The sequence below is a fragment of the Bacillus sp. RC252 genome (assembly GCF_044909215.1).
GTDB classification, from domain to species: domain Bacteria; phylum Bacillota; class Bacilli; order Bacillales; family Bacillaceae_G; genus Bacillus_A; species Bacillus_A mycoides.
Window position 1 is genome coordinate 109959 of sequence record NZ_JBIYDV010000010.1, and the last position, 15461, is coordinate 125419.

General features: G+C 34.6%; 11 protein-coding genes and 5 pseudogenes. 11 read left to right on the forward strand and 5 right to left on the reverse strand.

The genetic code is table 11. The features are described 5' to 3' along the window. Positions 1–78 precede the first annotated feature (78 nt). Together ABH960_RS16190 and ABH960_RS16195 are read right to left on the reverse strand one after the other, a co-directional pair. Positions 79–486 carry a hypothetical protein gene (locus ABH960_RS16190; RefSeq protein ID WP_404446629.1) on the reverse strand — a complete coding sequence of 136 codons (408 nt, stop codon included), beginning with the start codon at positions 484–486 and terminating at the stop codon, positions 79–81. 270 nt (positions 487–756) lie between these two features. Next, on the reverse strand, positions 757–1743 hold the full coding sequence (locus ABH960_RS16195) for a DUF4046 domain-containing protein (protein WP_404446768.1): 987 nt from the start codon (positions 1741–1743) through the stop codon (positions 757–759). Between the two features lie 225 nt (positions 1744–1968). Here ABH960_RS16195 and ABH960_RS16200 point away from each other — a divergent pair, with 225 nt between their 5' ends. The 9 genes and pseudogenes from ABH960_RS16200 to ABH960_RS16240 form a co-directional block, all read left to right on the forward strand. Further along, the gene (locus ABH960_RS16200) at positions 1969–3462 is read left to right on the forward strand and encodes a peptide MFS transporter (RefSeq protein ID WP_377867575.1); all 1494 of its coding nucleotides are present in this window, start codon (positions 1969–1971) and stop codon (positions 3460–3462) included. 253 nt (positions 3463–3715) lie between these two features. Next, positions 3716–4107: pseudogene (locus tag ABH960_RS16205) on the forward strand (collagen-like protein). A gap of 53 nt (positions 4108–4160) precedes the next feature. Continuing rightward, positions 4161–4655, forward strand: coding sequence for a hypothetical protein (locus ABH960_RS16210; RefSeq protein WP_404446632.1), 495 nt, complete (start codon positions 4161–4163; stop codon positions 4653–4655). 23 nt (positions 4656–4678) lie between these two features. Then, positions 4679–4903 (forward strand): annotated as a pseudogene (locus ABH960_RS16215) (IS6 family transposase); the annotation flags it as partial. A 187-nt stretch (positions 4904–5090) separates the two neighbouring features. After that, positions 5091–5297 carry a histidine kinase gene (locus ABH960_RS16220; protein WP_377867654.1) on the forward strand — a complete coding sequence of 69 codons (207 nt, stop codon included), beginning with the start codon at positions 5091–5093 and terminating at the stop codon, positions 5295–5297. Between the two features lie 258 nt (positions 5298–5555). Next, positions 5556–5990, forward strand: a complete 435-nt coding sequence (locus ABH960_RS16225) for a hypothetical protein (RefSeq protein WP_002013690.1) — start codon at positions 5556–5558, stop codon at positions 5988–5990. A 238-nt stretch (positions 5991–6228) separates the two neighbouring features. Further along, positions 6229–6930, forward strand: a complete 702-nt coding sequence (locus ABH960_RS16230; RefSeq protein WP_404446635.1) for a YrrS family protein — start codon at positions 6229–6231, stop codon at positions 6928–6930. Positions 6931–6973: 43 nt separating this feature from the next. Next, positions 6974–7429, forward strand: a pseudogene (locus tag ABH960_RS16235) (Rpn family recombination-promoting nuclease/putative transposase); the annotation flags it as partial. Positions 7430–7742: 313 nt separating this feature from the next. Next, positions 7743–7838, forward strand: a pseudogene (locus tag ABH960_RS16240) (helix-turn-helix domain-containing protein); the annotation flags it as partial. 155 nt (positions 7839–7993) lie between these two features. Here ABH960_RS16240 and iadA read toward each other — a convergent pair. Together iadA and ABH960_RS16250 are read right to left on the reverse strand one after the other, a co-directional pair. After that, a complete protein-coding gene (gene iadA / locus ABH960_RS16245) occupies positions 7994–9166 on the reverse strand; it encodes a beta-aspartyl-peptidase (RefSeq protein ID WP_404446638.1) in 1173 nt (390 codons plus the stop codon). Positions 9167–9202: 36 nt separating this feature from the next. Then, positions 9203–10615: a YfcC family protein gene (locus tag ABH960_RS16250; RefSeq protein ID WP_404446771.1), complete on the reverse strand. Its 1413-nt coding sequence runs from the start codon at positions 10613–10615 to the stop codon at positions 9203–9205. Positions 10616–10884: 269 nt separating this feature from the next. On the opposite strand from ABH960_RS16250, the gene ABH960_RS16255 reads away from it, so the two are divergent. Next, positions 10885–12930, forward strand: coding sequence for a sigma 54-interacting transcriptional regulator (locus tag ABH960_RS16255; RefSeq protein WP_404446641.1), 2046 nt, complete (start codon positions 10885–10887; stop codon positions 12928–12930). A 138-nt stretch (positions 12931–13068) separates the two neighbouring features. Beyond that, positions 13069–13661 (forward strand): annotated as a pseudogene (locus ABH960_RS16260) (IS6 family transposase); the annotation flags it as partial. 478 nt (positions 13662–14139) lie between these two features. Here ABH960_RS16260 and ABH960_RS16265 read toward each other — a convergent pair. Beyond that, positions 14140–15429: a glycosyltransferase family 2 protein gene (locus ABH960_RS16265; protein WP_016093943.1), complete on the reverse strand. Its 1290-nt coding sequence runs from the start codon at positions 15427–15429 to the stop codon at positions 14140–14142. Positions 15430–15461: the final 32 nt, after the last annotated feature.

Sequence of the window (15461 nt, forward strand, 5' to 3'; positions counted from 1 at the left end):
AGTTTATAGTTCATAAATAGATACTAAATACAAAATAAAGAAGAATCCATAATTCGCTGGATTCTTCTTTATTTATTTTTACTTGCTAATCCATTTGGAGATAATAGGATAATGGAAATTTTTTCCTTGTAATACATATGAAATTCCCTTAAGAGGCCCGAAAACTAATAAAATAATTAGGATTATATATAATGGGGCTGCCCATAATATCATTGACATATTACTTGCATTCATATCGGAATGGAACATAGAAAACATTAAAATTCTCATTACAAAAGTATTCCAAATCATTACAATAATCCATGTGAATAGCTGATAAACAGCTGTTTCAATTGCAATTATACGAAGTTCTTTTGATTTGAATATGAAATAAAAAATTAAGGGTATATAAAAAATTGTAATGCTAAAAAAAGTGAGAATGATGAAAGATAATAAAGTAATAGTATGCATCATTAATTTTAGTTTTTTTTCATGAGATAAGTTCACTTAAACTCCTCCTATATGTAAATTTGGTTCTCTTAAAGTTAACGATAATTCATTATAACACGCAACTAATGTAACAAAAAATATTGTTTTTGTTGTGTTTTGTTACATTTTGCATTTGAAAATATGAAATATCCTAACCGTTGAATTTGCTGTAACAAAATACGGTATCAAAAATAATCCAGTACCCCCTGACTTTTCTACAAATGGGAGAGCAGCGAGCTATAAAAAAAGAGACACCAAAGGGCGTCCCTACATACTTACATTTCCACTTTAATTATTAAAATACCCTTTTAACATGCTTTTTGAGAAACGATTTGGATACAAAGCAACAAGCATTTCGTAAGGGCTTCCTTTCCAATAGCGTTTTAAGGGTGTCCATAATTTTTGTTTTATCAGCCATCTTTGATTAAAGACTTTTAATAGCTGTTTCTCGTTTAGTTTTTCTTTCTCTTCAATGGTCCACCTTAATGCTTCTAATGCTTTACTTCTAGACCAAAATCCAACAGGCGTAACTTTAAATTCCCATTCTTTAAAGCGTCCTTGATATAAGTCGTTAATCATTTTAAATGGACTATTCCCCCACATTAATTGACATGCAGACGCTAATCTGTGAGTTTTTAGCCACTTTATATTGTATACAATCAGTAATTGTTCGGGAGTTAATTTTTCTTTTTCTTCAATAGTCCATTTCAATGCTTCTAATGCTTTTTCTTTTGTCCAGAAGTTATTGGGCGTCATAAGAAATTCCCATTCTTTAAAACGACTTGGGTACAGATTGTTAATCATTGCAAAAGGACTGCTATTCCAATACATCGCCAGAGGGGCACCGAGTTTCTTGCGTTCTAACCATCTTTTACCGTATACCCGTAAGAGTTTTTCTTTTGATAACTTTTCTTTTTCTTCAATCAGCCATTTCAAAATAGCTAATGCCTTTTCTTTCGTCCAAAAATTTAAAGGAGTCATACCAAACTCCCATTCTTTAAACTCACTTGGATATAAATCATTTATCGCTTTAAAAGGACTACTTTCGTATCTATGTTTGAGTAATCCTCGTAGTTTATATTTTACAAGCAATTGAGTGTTCCATTTTTTTTTGATGTCTTCCTTATTCCATTTTAAAATACTGTGTAATAAATATGTGATTACTCTGCGGGCCTGTTTATTATCCATATCTTCTTTCCAAGTATTCGGAGGGAATCGTTTCCTTTTTCCATCCAATATTTCTTGATAAATTTCTTCTATCGCAGCGACTTTCATTGACAATATATAAATCCTCCTATATTTATATTTATGCAGTATTAACGTTTTAATTAATATATCTATATTATATAATTTACATGGAATTATCATTAAAAACAATACGTGATTTTGTTTTTTCTAAAGAATCTAATTATTAAACAAATAAATATTTATTTAAATTTTCTAATTTTTGGTATATACTTAATCAGAATCACTATATCTGTATATTAGGAGTGTATTTGTATGGAGAAGCTTAACAAAAGCGATATCATTCGCACCGTTCCGCAAAATGGTTTCTTTGGACATCCCAAAGGACTATTTACTTTATTCTTTACAGAATTTTGGGAGCGATTTTCTTACTATGGAATGAGAGCAATATTACTTTACTATATGTATTATTCCATTTCAAAAGGTGGTCTAGGGATGGATCATGCTACAGCTGCATCCATTATGGCTATCTATGGTTCGTTAGTTTACATGTCTGGAATTATTGGTGGGTGGATTGCAGATCGCCTATTAGGTTCAAGTAGAACAATATTTTGGGGTGGCGTTTTAATTATGATTGGTCATCTCATATTAGCTCTACCAGGAACGGTTAGTACGTTATTTATCTCAATGGTATTTTTAGTACTTGGAACAGGGTTATTAAAACCGAATGTATCTAGTATTGTTGGTGATTTATATAGTGAATCAGATACTCGTCGTGATTCAGGTTTCAGTATTTTCTATATGGGTATTAATTTAGGAGCACTATTATCTCCGTTTGTGATTGGAACACTTGGTCAAAAGTATAACTTTCACCTAGGATTTGGTGTGGCTGCAATTGGTATGTTATTTGGATTAATTATGTATGTTCTTACGAAAAAGAAAAATCTAGGATTGGCAGGAACGCAAGTACCGAATCCTTTAACGGATAAGGAAAGAAAAAAAGTCATTACACAGTTTAGTATTGGCATTATCGCGATTGTACTAGTTTGTGTGTTAACAATCCCAACAGGTATTTTAACGATTAATCGATTTACTTTACTTGTAAGCATCTTAGGTATCCTGATTCCAACAGGTTACTTTATCTTTATGTACCGTAGTCCAAAAACGACAAATGTTGAAAAGTCTCGCTTAATTGCGTACATACCACTATTTATCGCTGCTACGATGTTTTGGGCGATTCAAGAGCAGGGAGCAATCATCTTAGCTACTTATGCTGATCAACGTACGCAGTTAAATTTGGCAGGATTTGAGCTTCAATCTTCATGGTTCCAATCCTTAAATCCTATTTATATCGTATTGCTAGCACCAGTATTTGCTTGGCTATGGGTAAAGCTTAATTCACGTCAACCAAGTACAGCGAATAAATTTGCGATCGGTTTATTATTTGCTGGTTTATCATTTTTAGTAATGATTATCCCTGCATATATCCATGGTACAGAATCCCTGGTAAGCCCTATGTGGTTAGTCATTAGCTTCCTTTTAGTCGTAATCGGAGAACTGTGTTTATCACCTGTGGGTTTATCCATTACAACAAAACTAGCACCAGCTGCTTTCTCTGCTCAAACAATGAGTCTATGGTTCTTAACGAGTGCATCTGCACAAGCTATCAATGCGCAGCTCGTTCGATTATATAATCCTGAAACAGAGATTATTTATTTTGGCGCAATTGGCGGTTTATCAATTGTTTTAAGTGTTATTTTATATTTTATGGCTCCAAAGATTCAGATACTCATGAAAGGGATCAAATAGAAGAGCTGTGCCAAAAACTTGTCACCATACAGGTTTTTGTGCACAGTTTTTTTAGTACTTTATTTTATTGGTAACAGGGTGTAGTAGCAAAGATGACACTGGAATTCCCATTACCCCATACCGAAAAAAAAGGGTATAGGTATACTTTCCTGTTTAAAATATTGTTCGTATAGGATGCGAATAAGCTTCCTATACGAACAACATTACATATTAATAATTTAGAGGGTTTTAAAAAGAAAGAGTTGGTTTTTAAATGTATAATGATTCAATATATTTTCCTTATATAAATTATGATCAATGCTTCGATCGTCAATTCTCTGGTCCTCAGATTCCAGGTATACCTGGAATGCCAGGTTTTCCGGGCGTACCAAGTTTTCCAGGACAGCAAAGCTCACAAGCTCCAACATCTCCCCCCCATCATTTATTCCTCAACAATCAACAGCTTCACCATTTGCTGTTGATCCAGGAGCAATTTCATTATGTTTATTTCGAAATACTTATATATGGCTTAGTAATGGTGAACAATTTTGGTATTTCCCAATTTTTGTAGGACCAAGGTCTGTTGCTGGTTTTAGATGGAACGGTAGGTTTTGGGTTATTTTTGGAATTGATACGAGAAGGATTATTTCATTTACATGTTTTTAAAAATTATAGAGTAACGATAGAGGTTTAATTATATAAACAAAAGAGGTATTTGAATGAAAAAATTTCAATCATTTGATGGTACAATAACTATGATTAACGATTTTGTAACAGGGTCAAACGAAGATATAGGATGTAATAAATTAATGTCCGTAGATAATGGTTATGGGAATCTAATAAATTTTGTAGTGAAACCAAATACGTATTTTATCGACTATGCAACGGTAGTAGTAGGAGATAAAGTAACTGGGTTTTACGATGCCAACGCTCCTGCTCCTCTTATTTTCCCACCACAATTTCAAGCAATTGTTATGGCAAAATATACACCGCATCAAAATGTAAAAGTAGACTATTTTAATGAACAGTTGGAGAGTAGTGATGGAAAATTAAAATTAAATATTTCTCCTTCTACTCAAATTTTATTAACAAATGGTCAATTCTTTACAGGTAATCTTGTAAATCGAAATTTAATAGCTATTTATAGTTTTATAACAATGAGTATACCAGCTCAAACTACACCATATAAAATCATTGTTTTGTGTCAAAAGTGATTTCTATTCTAAAGGGTCTCTCGGTTTATCAAACTACAATCCATTGTAGAATCAAAAATTTTAGCCATCTTATTGACCAGGTTCATAGGCACGTCAAGAGACGTTTTACCAAATCTGCAGGATTTCAAAATCTTCGTCATGCTTCACGTACGATAAAAGGTATCTAGACCATTCATGCCCTATATAAACAAAGGCGAAGTCTTCAAAGAGACTCCGCCTTTTCAACGTACAATAGTATTCCTTTCTAAATATGAAGATATAAGTACCATAAATACATCTATATCATGAAGATACAGGAACCTAATATGTAATATTGCATATTAATAAATTTATATGAGTATATATAACATGAAAATCACTATAACGAACATGCAGGTATCCTTTTTTATTTGTTATTTTTATCCGTAAAGTAGACCACATATCAGCTTCAGATACTTGTTTTATGATACAAGTAATCAAACAAAAGGAGGGCCATACAACATAATTACACCATTATTAACAGGGCACTCTTTTAAGTATAGGAGATTATTAGCAGGTGGAGAAAATGTTGAAGATGTACAGACAGATAAACATTTTCCATATGAAAAAAATGAATTGCAGCAAACTCTAGAAAAGTACGATTCGAAGGAGTTTGGGTTATAAAAAAAATAGATAAATTGGCAAGAGAAAAGCACTTTGTGTATATCACAGGTGTTTTTTATTTTCATTTTGATATAGGGATTGAATTAAATTCCCATGTTTTTTGCAGCCATTCAATAATGAATATGTACATGTTCATTATTGAAATTAGTAATAATAAAATGTATTATTGAAAAGCACTATTTATAATTCAAGTAATCAAGGCTATGTATCCATAATAATTTGAACATTCAGAAATTATAATATTATCATAAAAATGAGGTGAGGTTAATAGAAACAGTACATATTAAATGGTATGGATTGTATAGTTTAAATGATTTTTATAATAGAGAAGAAGCTTTTAAGAAGGGAATATTTGCAATCTCTAGAGTATATGCTAAGAATGAAACATTGATCTATATAGGAAAAACCAAAAGAAGCTTTATACAAAAGATAAGGGAACTTAATAAAGATTGGATTTTTGATGAAAGCGAATTAAAGATTACATTAGGAATAATAGAGTCTCCTAGTGGTGAAAGTTACTCTGAAAAAAAGGTAAAAGAGATAAAATCCCTTTTGATTTTACGACATACCCCAGTAGAAAACAACACATCTTTATTGTACCATAGAGGGCAGTTTAATTTGAAAATTATAAATAAGGGAAGAAGGGGCTTAATTGTTAAAAAGATTTCTACAGGAGATCTAATGTGGACGTAATTGGAATCACCTTTGAATAAAATTGAAGGTTTCTTACGAACAGATGCTTATCAATTTTTAATGTATTAAAATATTTTTGAATAACATATGTCAGATGCTTGAAACAACACAAATTTTATTATGATATGAAATCTTGTATGGGAATTGTAATTCATTTCCATTGTTTAATGAAAATATTAAGAATTATAAGAATAATACATAAAGATTAGAGGAGAAAATAAACTCGGAGGTTTAAAAAATGGGACAAGGAAGCAGGTTTCAAGAAAAACAACAAAATCGTCGTAAAAAGGTGATTTTTAATATTGCATTTACTTTGGTATTAGTGACAGTTGGTATAGTGACATACCAGTTGTTTTCCCCTACTGATACATCAAAGAAAGCAATTGCTCAAGAAAAGAAAGCAACAAAGATAGAAGAGAAGAAACATAAAGAGAAAGAAGCAGCGCAGTTAGAAGAGAAGAAACGTGAAGTGAAAGAAGCAGCGCAGTTAGAAAAGAAGGAACGTGAGGAGAGAGAAGCAGCACTGTTAGAAGAGAAGAAACGTGAAGAGAGAGAAGCAGCACTGTTAGAAGAGAAACAAAAAGCAGAAAAATCGGTAAAAACGAGCGGAAATGAAAATAAAGAGGGAGAAAAAACGGCATCTCAAGAAAAGGGTTCTCAAACTAATCCTTCTTGGAAGCCAATTGGTACAGAGCAAGGAGCAAAACCTGCAATGCAATTTAAAGAAGGAACAGTAGATTGGAATGAGATGAAAAAAGCAATTTCTTATGCTGTTGATGTTCCAGAGGGTCAATTGATTTTTGATTTTATTGGAAATAATGGTGAAAATAAAGCCTACGGTAATGTACGAGATAAGCAAAGTAATAAAAAATATAAGGTTGATATTGATTGGGTAGAGAATCAGGGCTGGAAACCAGTATCTGTTCAAGTGGTAAAATAAATAAGCAAAATGTAAATGCTATCCTCTCTTGTTGTGAGCGACTAAGCTATTAAGTGATGATATAGAAGTTCATATAGTAGAGATTCCAAAGTTGATGCAGCAATGGGGCGAAGAGAAAGTCAATCCGGGGGAAGATTCGTTTGTTCGTTGGTTATTATTATTACCTGCGAATGAAGATGAACATCTCACACAAACATTGGAGGATATTGCCATGAACCGAGATCCGATTTTACAAAAAGCAATGAATAAATGGGAACGTATGAGTCAAGATTCTTCTTTCCGTCAAGCATATGAAGCAAGAGAAAAGGCCTTAATGGATGAGGCAGCAAAATTTGCTCATGCAGAACAACAAGGAATTAAAAAGGGAATTGAACAAGGGGTTGAGCAAGGAAAGATGCAACTCATTCGAGGTATGCATAAAAATGGTGTGTCTGTAGAAGACATTGCAAAGCTTACAGGATTACCAGAAATAGAAATACAGCGATTTTTGCAGAGCTAGTTCTTAGAGAAAGCATTTTATCTAATAAAATGCTTTCTCTAACTCTGCCTGAAAAGAAGATGAGATGTCTCAATCTTCTTTTTCTATTTTTAGGGGATACGGAAACAGCACTATCAAGCTAATGAAAACGAAATAATCCAAGACCGAAAAAAATGGGAGTATCTCATTTTTTTCGGTTTCTGACAGAAGACTCCTTCCTCAAAAATATAAAGGTGTGAAACACTAATTTTAGGTGGGAGATGAATATCAGTAGGCTTAAGCCTACGTTTTTTTTTATACTGTAGATATCCTATAAAAAGGTGAGGTGCACCCTATGTTAGTAAGTAAGGCATATAAATTTCATATCTACCTAAATAAGAAACAAGAAATATTAATTGCTAAAACCATTGGTTGCAATCGCTTTGTATTCAAAACATGAAATTAATTAGCTAAATTCTTCTCTAAATAAAAGACCACTGATTTTTTAAACCGGTGGTCTTAAGTTTATATACTATTCATTTGTATAAGTTTCATATTTTTCTAGTGTCTTTAAATGATTTTTGTAATAGAAGCTTCTTATCTTTCTTATTCAAATGTTCCCTTCACTATCGGAACTTTATTTTCTACCATAAACTTGCCTTTTGCAATGACGCTGTGAATGTCCAACGTTTCTTTTCCCAACAATACGATGTCAGCATCCTTCCCGGTTTGGATACAGCCCTTACTTGAAAGTTTAAGCAATTGTGCGGGATTCGTGGTAATGACTTCTAGTGCCGTTTCTAACGGAATACCTTCCACTAAAACAGATTCTCGTACTTCGTGAAATAGCGAAGATACTTTTCCGACTTGAAGGCCTGCATACTCCCCATTGTTGTCAAAGAAGGGGAGGCTGGCCTGTCCATCTGAGGAGAAGGTGATGTGTCCGACTGGGACCCCATCTTCAAGCATTATACGTAATGCCTCACTGCATTTCACTTCCCCGTCCTCCAAAAATTGAGGAGTAGTACTTGTGGTAAAGTCTACGTAACCGCCTCGCTTTGCGTAATCAATACCCGCCCTGAATAATTCTTCGTTTCGGTTTATATGTGTTGGATGGAAGTGCCGAATCGGAATGTTGGTTTTATCTGCAATTTCATGTAACAATGAAAGTTTTCCTTCTCCGTCCCCTACATGAACTTCTATTATGCCAGCTTTTCCTGACAGAAGACCGCCATTGCGTGCGGCAGTGGCGACTTTAACTATTTCCTCAAATGTAGGTTCTGATGATCTATGGTCGGAGATAGCAATCTCTCCAACACCGATAATTTTGTCAATTAAAATAATATCATCTTCGATTTTTCCCGTCAGCGTTTTTACTGGCACTTGATAGGAGCCTGTATGAATGAAACAAGAAACTCCCTCTTCTTCAAGTGCCCGCGCCTTGGCAAGCAGACTTTCCATTTTACGTGTTGTCCCGTCAGTACCGAGTAAACCGACTAGTGTTGTAATACCTGCAGTTGTAATCTCAGTAAGCATCAGCTCAGGTGTGCGGGTTTTGAATCCGCCTTCTCCGCCTCCACCAATTATATGAACGTGTGAATCGATAAATCCTGGAACAACCAAAAGATTCGCCGCATCAATGACTAGAATAGGAGCAAAGTTGTTAGGAATTGCGATTGTATCATCTATGAATGCGATTTTATCATCTGCAATTAATATGTCTTTCCGTCCTAGGTAGTTGGGTGCGTATACTTCTCCATTTTTTATTAAGGTAATCAATTCTTTTCTCCTCCTGTCAATACTTTTCGTTTTATATCAGAATGGACCATATCCTATGAAGTGAGCTATGATAACAGCTACTAATCCGATGAGATAGTGAATGAATACAAGTGGCAGAATCCACTTTGCCCACTTTGTCCAAGAAATTCCTGCAATCGCCAAGCCTGCCATTAAGGTCGTAGCGGTCGGAAAAATCATATTTCCGATTCCGTCAGCAAAAGAAAACGATAACACTGCAGTTTGGCGTGTAATACCCAATAAGTCTGCAAGTGGCACCATAATCGGCATTGTCAGCATCGCATGACCAGTGCCAGATGCTAGAACAAAATGAATAAGAGCTTGGAAATTGTACATGCCAACAACGCTTAAATAGTCCGGAATATGCTTGATTGATACAGATAATTGATGCAGCATAGGGTCAACGATATGCCCCTCATTCAATACAACAAGAATGGCGCGCGATACACCGATAATCAAAGCACCACCGAGCAAGGATGCAGAGCCGTTGATAAAGGAGTTAACAATCTGATCTGCAGATAGTTTTCCGATGATCCCAATCGTTATTGTCAATAAAAGGAATAAAGATGAAATTTCTGTAATGTACCATTGGAATTTGATTACACCAAACGCCAAAACGATATAATTAATTACAAAAGCTCCTAAGATGAACTTATGTCTTGTTGTTAACTTTCCACTTGATTGCAGTAGTTTTTCCGCGTCTTCTTTTGTATACTTTCCGTAGATTCCTATAGAAGGATTTTTCTTTACCTTCATTGCGTAACGATAGATATAAAGAACTGAAACAAGGTAGATGATAACAAATAAAATAAGACGAAACACTATGCCTGAGAACATCGGTAATTCTGCGATTCCTTGTGCAAGCCCTACTGTGAAAGGATTCATGATGGCAGTTGTAAACCCTGACAATGCTCCTACTATGACGATAGCAGTTCCTGTAATTGCATCAAATCCCAGAGCCAACGCCAGTGGAATGATAAGAGGAAGATAAGCTAGTGTTTCTTCCGCCATCCCCATTAAAGAGCCACCTACAGCGAAGAACAGCGTCACGACAGGAATCAATAGTTTTTCACGCGTCGCCAACTTCCTAGCCATTGTAGCGATAAGCACATCAACCGTACCAGTTGCTCTTAAGACACCAAAAAATCCTCCGATAATCAATAAGAAAAATATAATATTGCCGGCTTCTACCATTCCTGTATGAACAGCTTTTATCATATCGAAAAATCCGACCGGAGCAGATTCTATTGATTTAAAAGAATTTGGGTCTACAGTAGTCCGGTTATTCACTTCAATCCGTGCATATTCTCCGGTCGGTAAAAAATAAGTTAATAGAGTCGCTGTTACGAGAATGCCGAATAGCAATACAAAAACATTAATTTTTTTCTCTTTTTTTCCAAGTGAAACAGCCTGTTCTTGTAGTTGGCTCATATGTGTTCCTCCTTTGTATTTAAAATAAATGGATTGAAATAGAACGCTTACAAAAATACCGCTAATAGACCATGTTCTTTTCTCGTATTCTGCTGTTTCCCTCCTTTTCATAACCTCGGACACTTCATTAATTTATATATGCAATATGTGTGCCAATATTGATAGTGTGATTTTTAAGGAGATTTTTATGGCAAGAGTAGAGATTTTGGTTTTTATTGTCCTTTTTTGGCGATATAATAGAACCAATTTAAATATAGGCAGGTGTCTTAATGTTAAAATCCTCACTTACACTTATAGCTGGAAGCTCAAAAACAACGCAAGCCTTACAGGAGCAACTAGAACAATTGCTTGGAGACTATGTTTATATTAAAAGCCATGCTGCGGATGAGGGAATACCGCAGTCTCTTGAAGATACAATTATTTTGTATTCATCAGCTTCTGTTTATGATCAAACAAATGGTATGTATAGCGTGAATGCTGAGAAAATAATTGTGGGAAAGAGAACAGTTCATCATGAATACATTGATAAACTTTTAAGAATACCTGAAGATTCATCAGTTCTAGTGGTGAATGATAATGATGATGCAACAATAAATCTTATTGAATCCTTATATCAACTTGGTATAAATCATATTCAATTTATCCCTTTTCGGAAGGGGGTATTGTTTTATGATGATGTTCGAATTGCTGTTTCGCCAGGAGAAACACATCTGTGCCCTTCTTACATAAAAGAAGTAATTGATATAGGTGTACGTCTTTTTGATATGACAACAATTCTGGAAGTTGTAGAATGTTGTGGTTTGAGCAAGGATATATCCTCGAAGATTTCAGAAAGGTATATTAGCAATATCATTGAATTACAACGTAAGTTATTACATGCAGAGCGGGATGCTAAGCAGATGAGTGAGCACATCCAAAATGTGTTAGGAACTGTCGATGATGGAATATTAGTCGTTAACCAGGAAGGGCGGATTACGGTATTCAATGAACGTCTTACGGCATTGTTTCATATTGTGGCGCAAGATGTGGTTAATGAGTATGTAGAACATGTGATGAGTCGTCGGGATATTACCGATTTCATCATGAATGGAAAGGATGAAAGCAAGTTCTTCGACATAGATGGCGTGGATGTCGTAATTTTTCGTTTGCAAATGATGCAAGAAAATACAATTGTCGCAACTTTTAAGAGTGTACATCAAGCCTTTGAAATTGAAAAAACAGCGCAAAGAGAAATGCGTAATAAAGGATTTCATACAAAATACGGATTTGAGGATATTATCGGCGAACATATTGTAATGAAAGAGCGTAAGCGAATCGCCAAGAAACTTGCCTTATCGGAACATCCGATTTTAATTCAGGGTGAAACAGGGACAGGAAAAGAACTGTTTGCCCATGCTATTCATGAGCATTCATTGCGAAAAAACGGACCGTTTCTGGCTGTAAATTGTAGCGCATTAACAGAGAGCCTGCTTGAAAGTGAATTGTTTGGTTACGAAGAAGGGACATTTACAGGAGCACAAAAGGGGGGCAAGAAAGGTCTGTTTGAATTAGCGGATAACGGAACTATCTTTTTGGATGAAATCGGGGACATAAGTCTTACTGTTCAATCACATCTGCTGCGCGTTCTGCAGGAGGGAGAAATCCGCAGAATCGGTGGTGTAAGAATTATACCTGTCAATGTTCGAGTGATTACCGCAACAAATAAAGATCTTCAAGGAAAGATAAGGACCGGTTCATTCAAAATCGATTTATTTTACCGGTTGAATGTACTTAATCTCTGCATTCCACCACTCATTGAGAGAAGAGCGGATATACCAATTTTGATTAAGCATTTCATCACAAAGAGCGGAAAATGGGTAAAGATAGAACAAGATGTGCTGGAGTATTTCATGCAATATGAATGGCCTGGAAATATACGAGAATTAAAAAGCACAATTGATTATATGCTGACAATTTGTGAGGGAAATGTCGTGACGAAAGGAGATCTTCCGTCCATGCTGGGACAAGAGGGGAGCAGCGTGAAATCCGAATATCCCGTATGTGGAAGTATACTGGAAATGAAGGAGCATGTTTTTATCTTGGAAGTAATCAAGCAATGTAACGTAAAAGGAAAGGCGGCAAGCAGAGATCTGCTTTCAAGTAAAAGCAAAGAATCAGACTTTGCTTTATCCCCACAGCAAATCCGTCGCCGCCTGGATATTTTAGAAAGTGAAGGATTTGTCGTAAAAGGAAGAGGGCGAGCCGGTACAAAGATTACTGATGCCGGAATAGAGTATCTGTATTTTCTTAAATCAAAGTATGCTGTGTATTGTTAAAGAAATCATTCCTATATTTTGATTGTGAATGGAAATGATATAATTAGCCATTACAGATTTTGGTGCAAACTTTGCAAGTAATCCCCTAATGTAGTTTTCGAATAAAGTTTGATCAAATTAATGCTATTAACCGTGATAAAAGAACGTGGACTATCTATTGCTCATACAACCATCATGCGCTGGGTTCACCAGTATGGTCCTGAATTAGATGAGCGAATACGGCAGCATCTTAAGCCAGCCAATGATTCTTGGCGGATTGATTAGACGTATGAGAAAGTCAAAGGTCAATGGATGTATCTGTATCGTGCTGTTGATTCGAAAGGAAACACAATTGATTTTTCCTAAACAAAACAAGAAACCAGAAGGCTGCAAAGCGCTTTTTCAAGAAAGCTTTGTGGTCTTTTCATGTTTCAAAGCCACGTGTTATAACAGTCGATAAGAATCCGGCTTATCCAATAGAAATTGAACTGTTGAAAAAAGAAAAAAGCATACCTGATGGTATGCAACTTAGACAACAAAAGTACTTGAATAATATAGTAGAACAAGATCATCGCTTTATAAAGAAGCGTATCCGTTCTATGCTAGGGCTCAAATCTTTTGAAACAGCTATATCCATTCTTTCTGGAGTATAAGCCATGCATATGATTAAAAAAGAACAGATTAATTTACGGAACCAGTCTATCCAAAATCAGAAAGAATTCGTCCATCAATTGTTTGGACTTGTAGCATAAGATACGATTCCGTTAGGAATATATATGCTTTATTCTCTTTTACTTTATTTTTGCACCAGAACCTAAAAGAATCAATGGGAAAATCAGAACTATTTGAGAAAGAAAAAATAAAAAAAAGAAGTGACTGTTTTGACAGAATTGAGAGAGTCATAATGGTACATCAAAACTTCATGAAGAGAAGAAGTGCACCTATTATCATATAGAATTTGTTGTGAAAGAAACAAGCGTGCAATAATGATGAAGTATGGCATTATATATATTTCTTATTATTCGATAGGATGATGTTATCTGCATTACTAATATTGATAGATGGTGACCCCTACTAGCAAGCTAAGGTTTTGAAGTACCCCCTATATGAAAACTTTCTTTCTCTACAGGTAGATATTTTGAGAAAACAGCTCATTTTTTTGTTTTGGGGTGCTTACTTTTCTTAAGTTGATGGGCATGGGGATAGTCCTTCTTGGCACAATCTCGTTTGTCAGTCTTCTTGGTACTCTTCAGCTAAGTGAGATGGATATGATGAAATAGGAGGACCAATTTTAAAGTAGGATAAGCTAGTTTTTGAAATCGGTATACAGTTCTTTAATAGATACAGTTTTTGTAACATGTCTTTATCTATTGGGTGAAGCATGCGATCTGTCATAATGAAATAATTGTGATGATAGATAAATACTTTCCCTTCAGGTAGAATCGTGTAATTAGATAATTTTGGGTAAATAGGTGGTCCATCTGAAAATTCATCTAAACTACGTTGCGAAACTTTAATAATTTCTTGAGCTGAAAATTTAAACTTGCGAAATGCTGTAGTGTTAATAAATGGACGTTTTTGATTATTTTCTATATAAAATAATTCTCCTTTTTCATTTTTTACAACACGTAAATTTGGAATGGGTTCTGTAAGAGATATAGGTGGTCCTTCTGTGTATTTGTAAATAAATGGTTCGGGTATTGGGACAATTTGATTTTGATTATATTTGAAGTAAGAAAGCATTTCTTTTGATATGGGCCTACGTTTATAATTATCAACTAAAAATACGTCACCTTGTGAATTTCTAAGCAATATACCATTTAAATCTTTAGATGGGAGGTTGGCATATAGATTTTGGAAGGAAAAAGGTGTTTTGAAAGTAATATCGAGCACTTTGTTAATAGGATAGAAAGGTTGGAATGTATTTAGACGTTTCCAAAACATTGCATCTCCGTTAAACCAATATAGAGGATCGGTCTCCCAATAATTACTGTATTTTTGATAAACCTTTAATAAAATTCTTCTTGTATGCATAACTGAACAGTGATCCACAACATTTGCAGCTGTATATAAAATTTCCGAGGCTTTTCTTACATATTCATGAGTAGGTTGTAGATTATAATCAACACATTTTACGTGCTGAGAAGAATACACCACATCTATTTCAGGACTTTTTTGTAAGAAAGATAACATTTCAGCTAATCTATTTGGAACGTACATAGTATCATCGGTTAAATAGCAAATATAATCTCCGCATGTTAATGGAAGCGCCTCATTAATGAGCGTTGCATATCTTGTAGTTTTATATCTTTCATTACCTTGTATAAAACTATTCTTATAATAAATTCGAGGGTCATCTAAATACTTTTTTATGATATTTATAGTATCTGGATAAGAGTTATCATCCATAATAAAAAGTTCCCATTCTTTAAAAGTTTGCATCTGAACACTTTCAATAACTTGATTAATTAAAGAAGGTTTATTATAGCTAGTGAGGATAATTGAAATTAGGGGTTTCAAAGTTGTCACCTCTTGTGAGAATTTTGGATAGC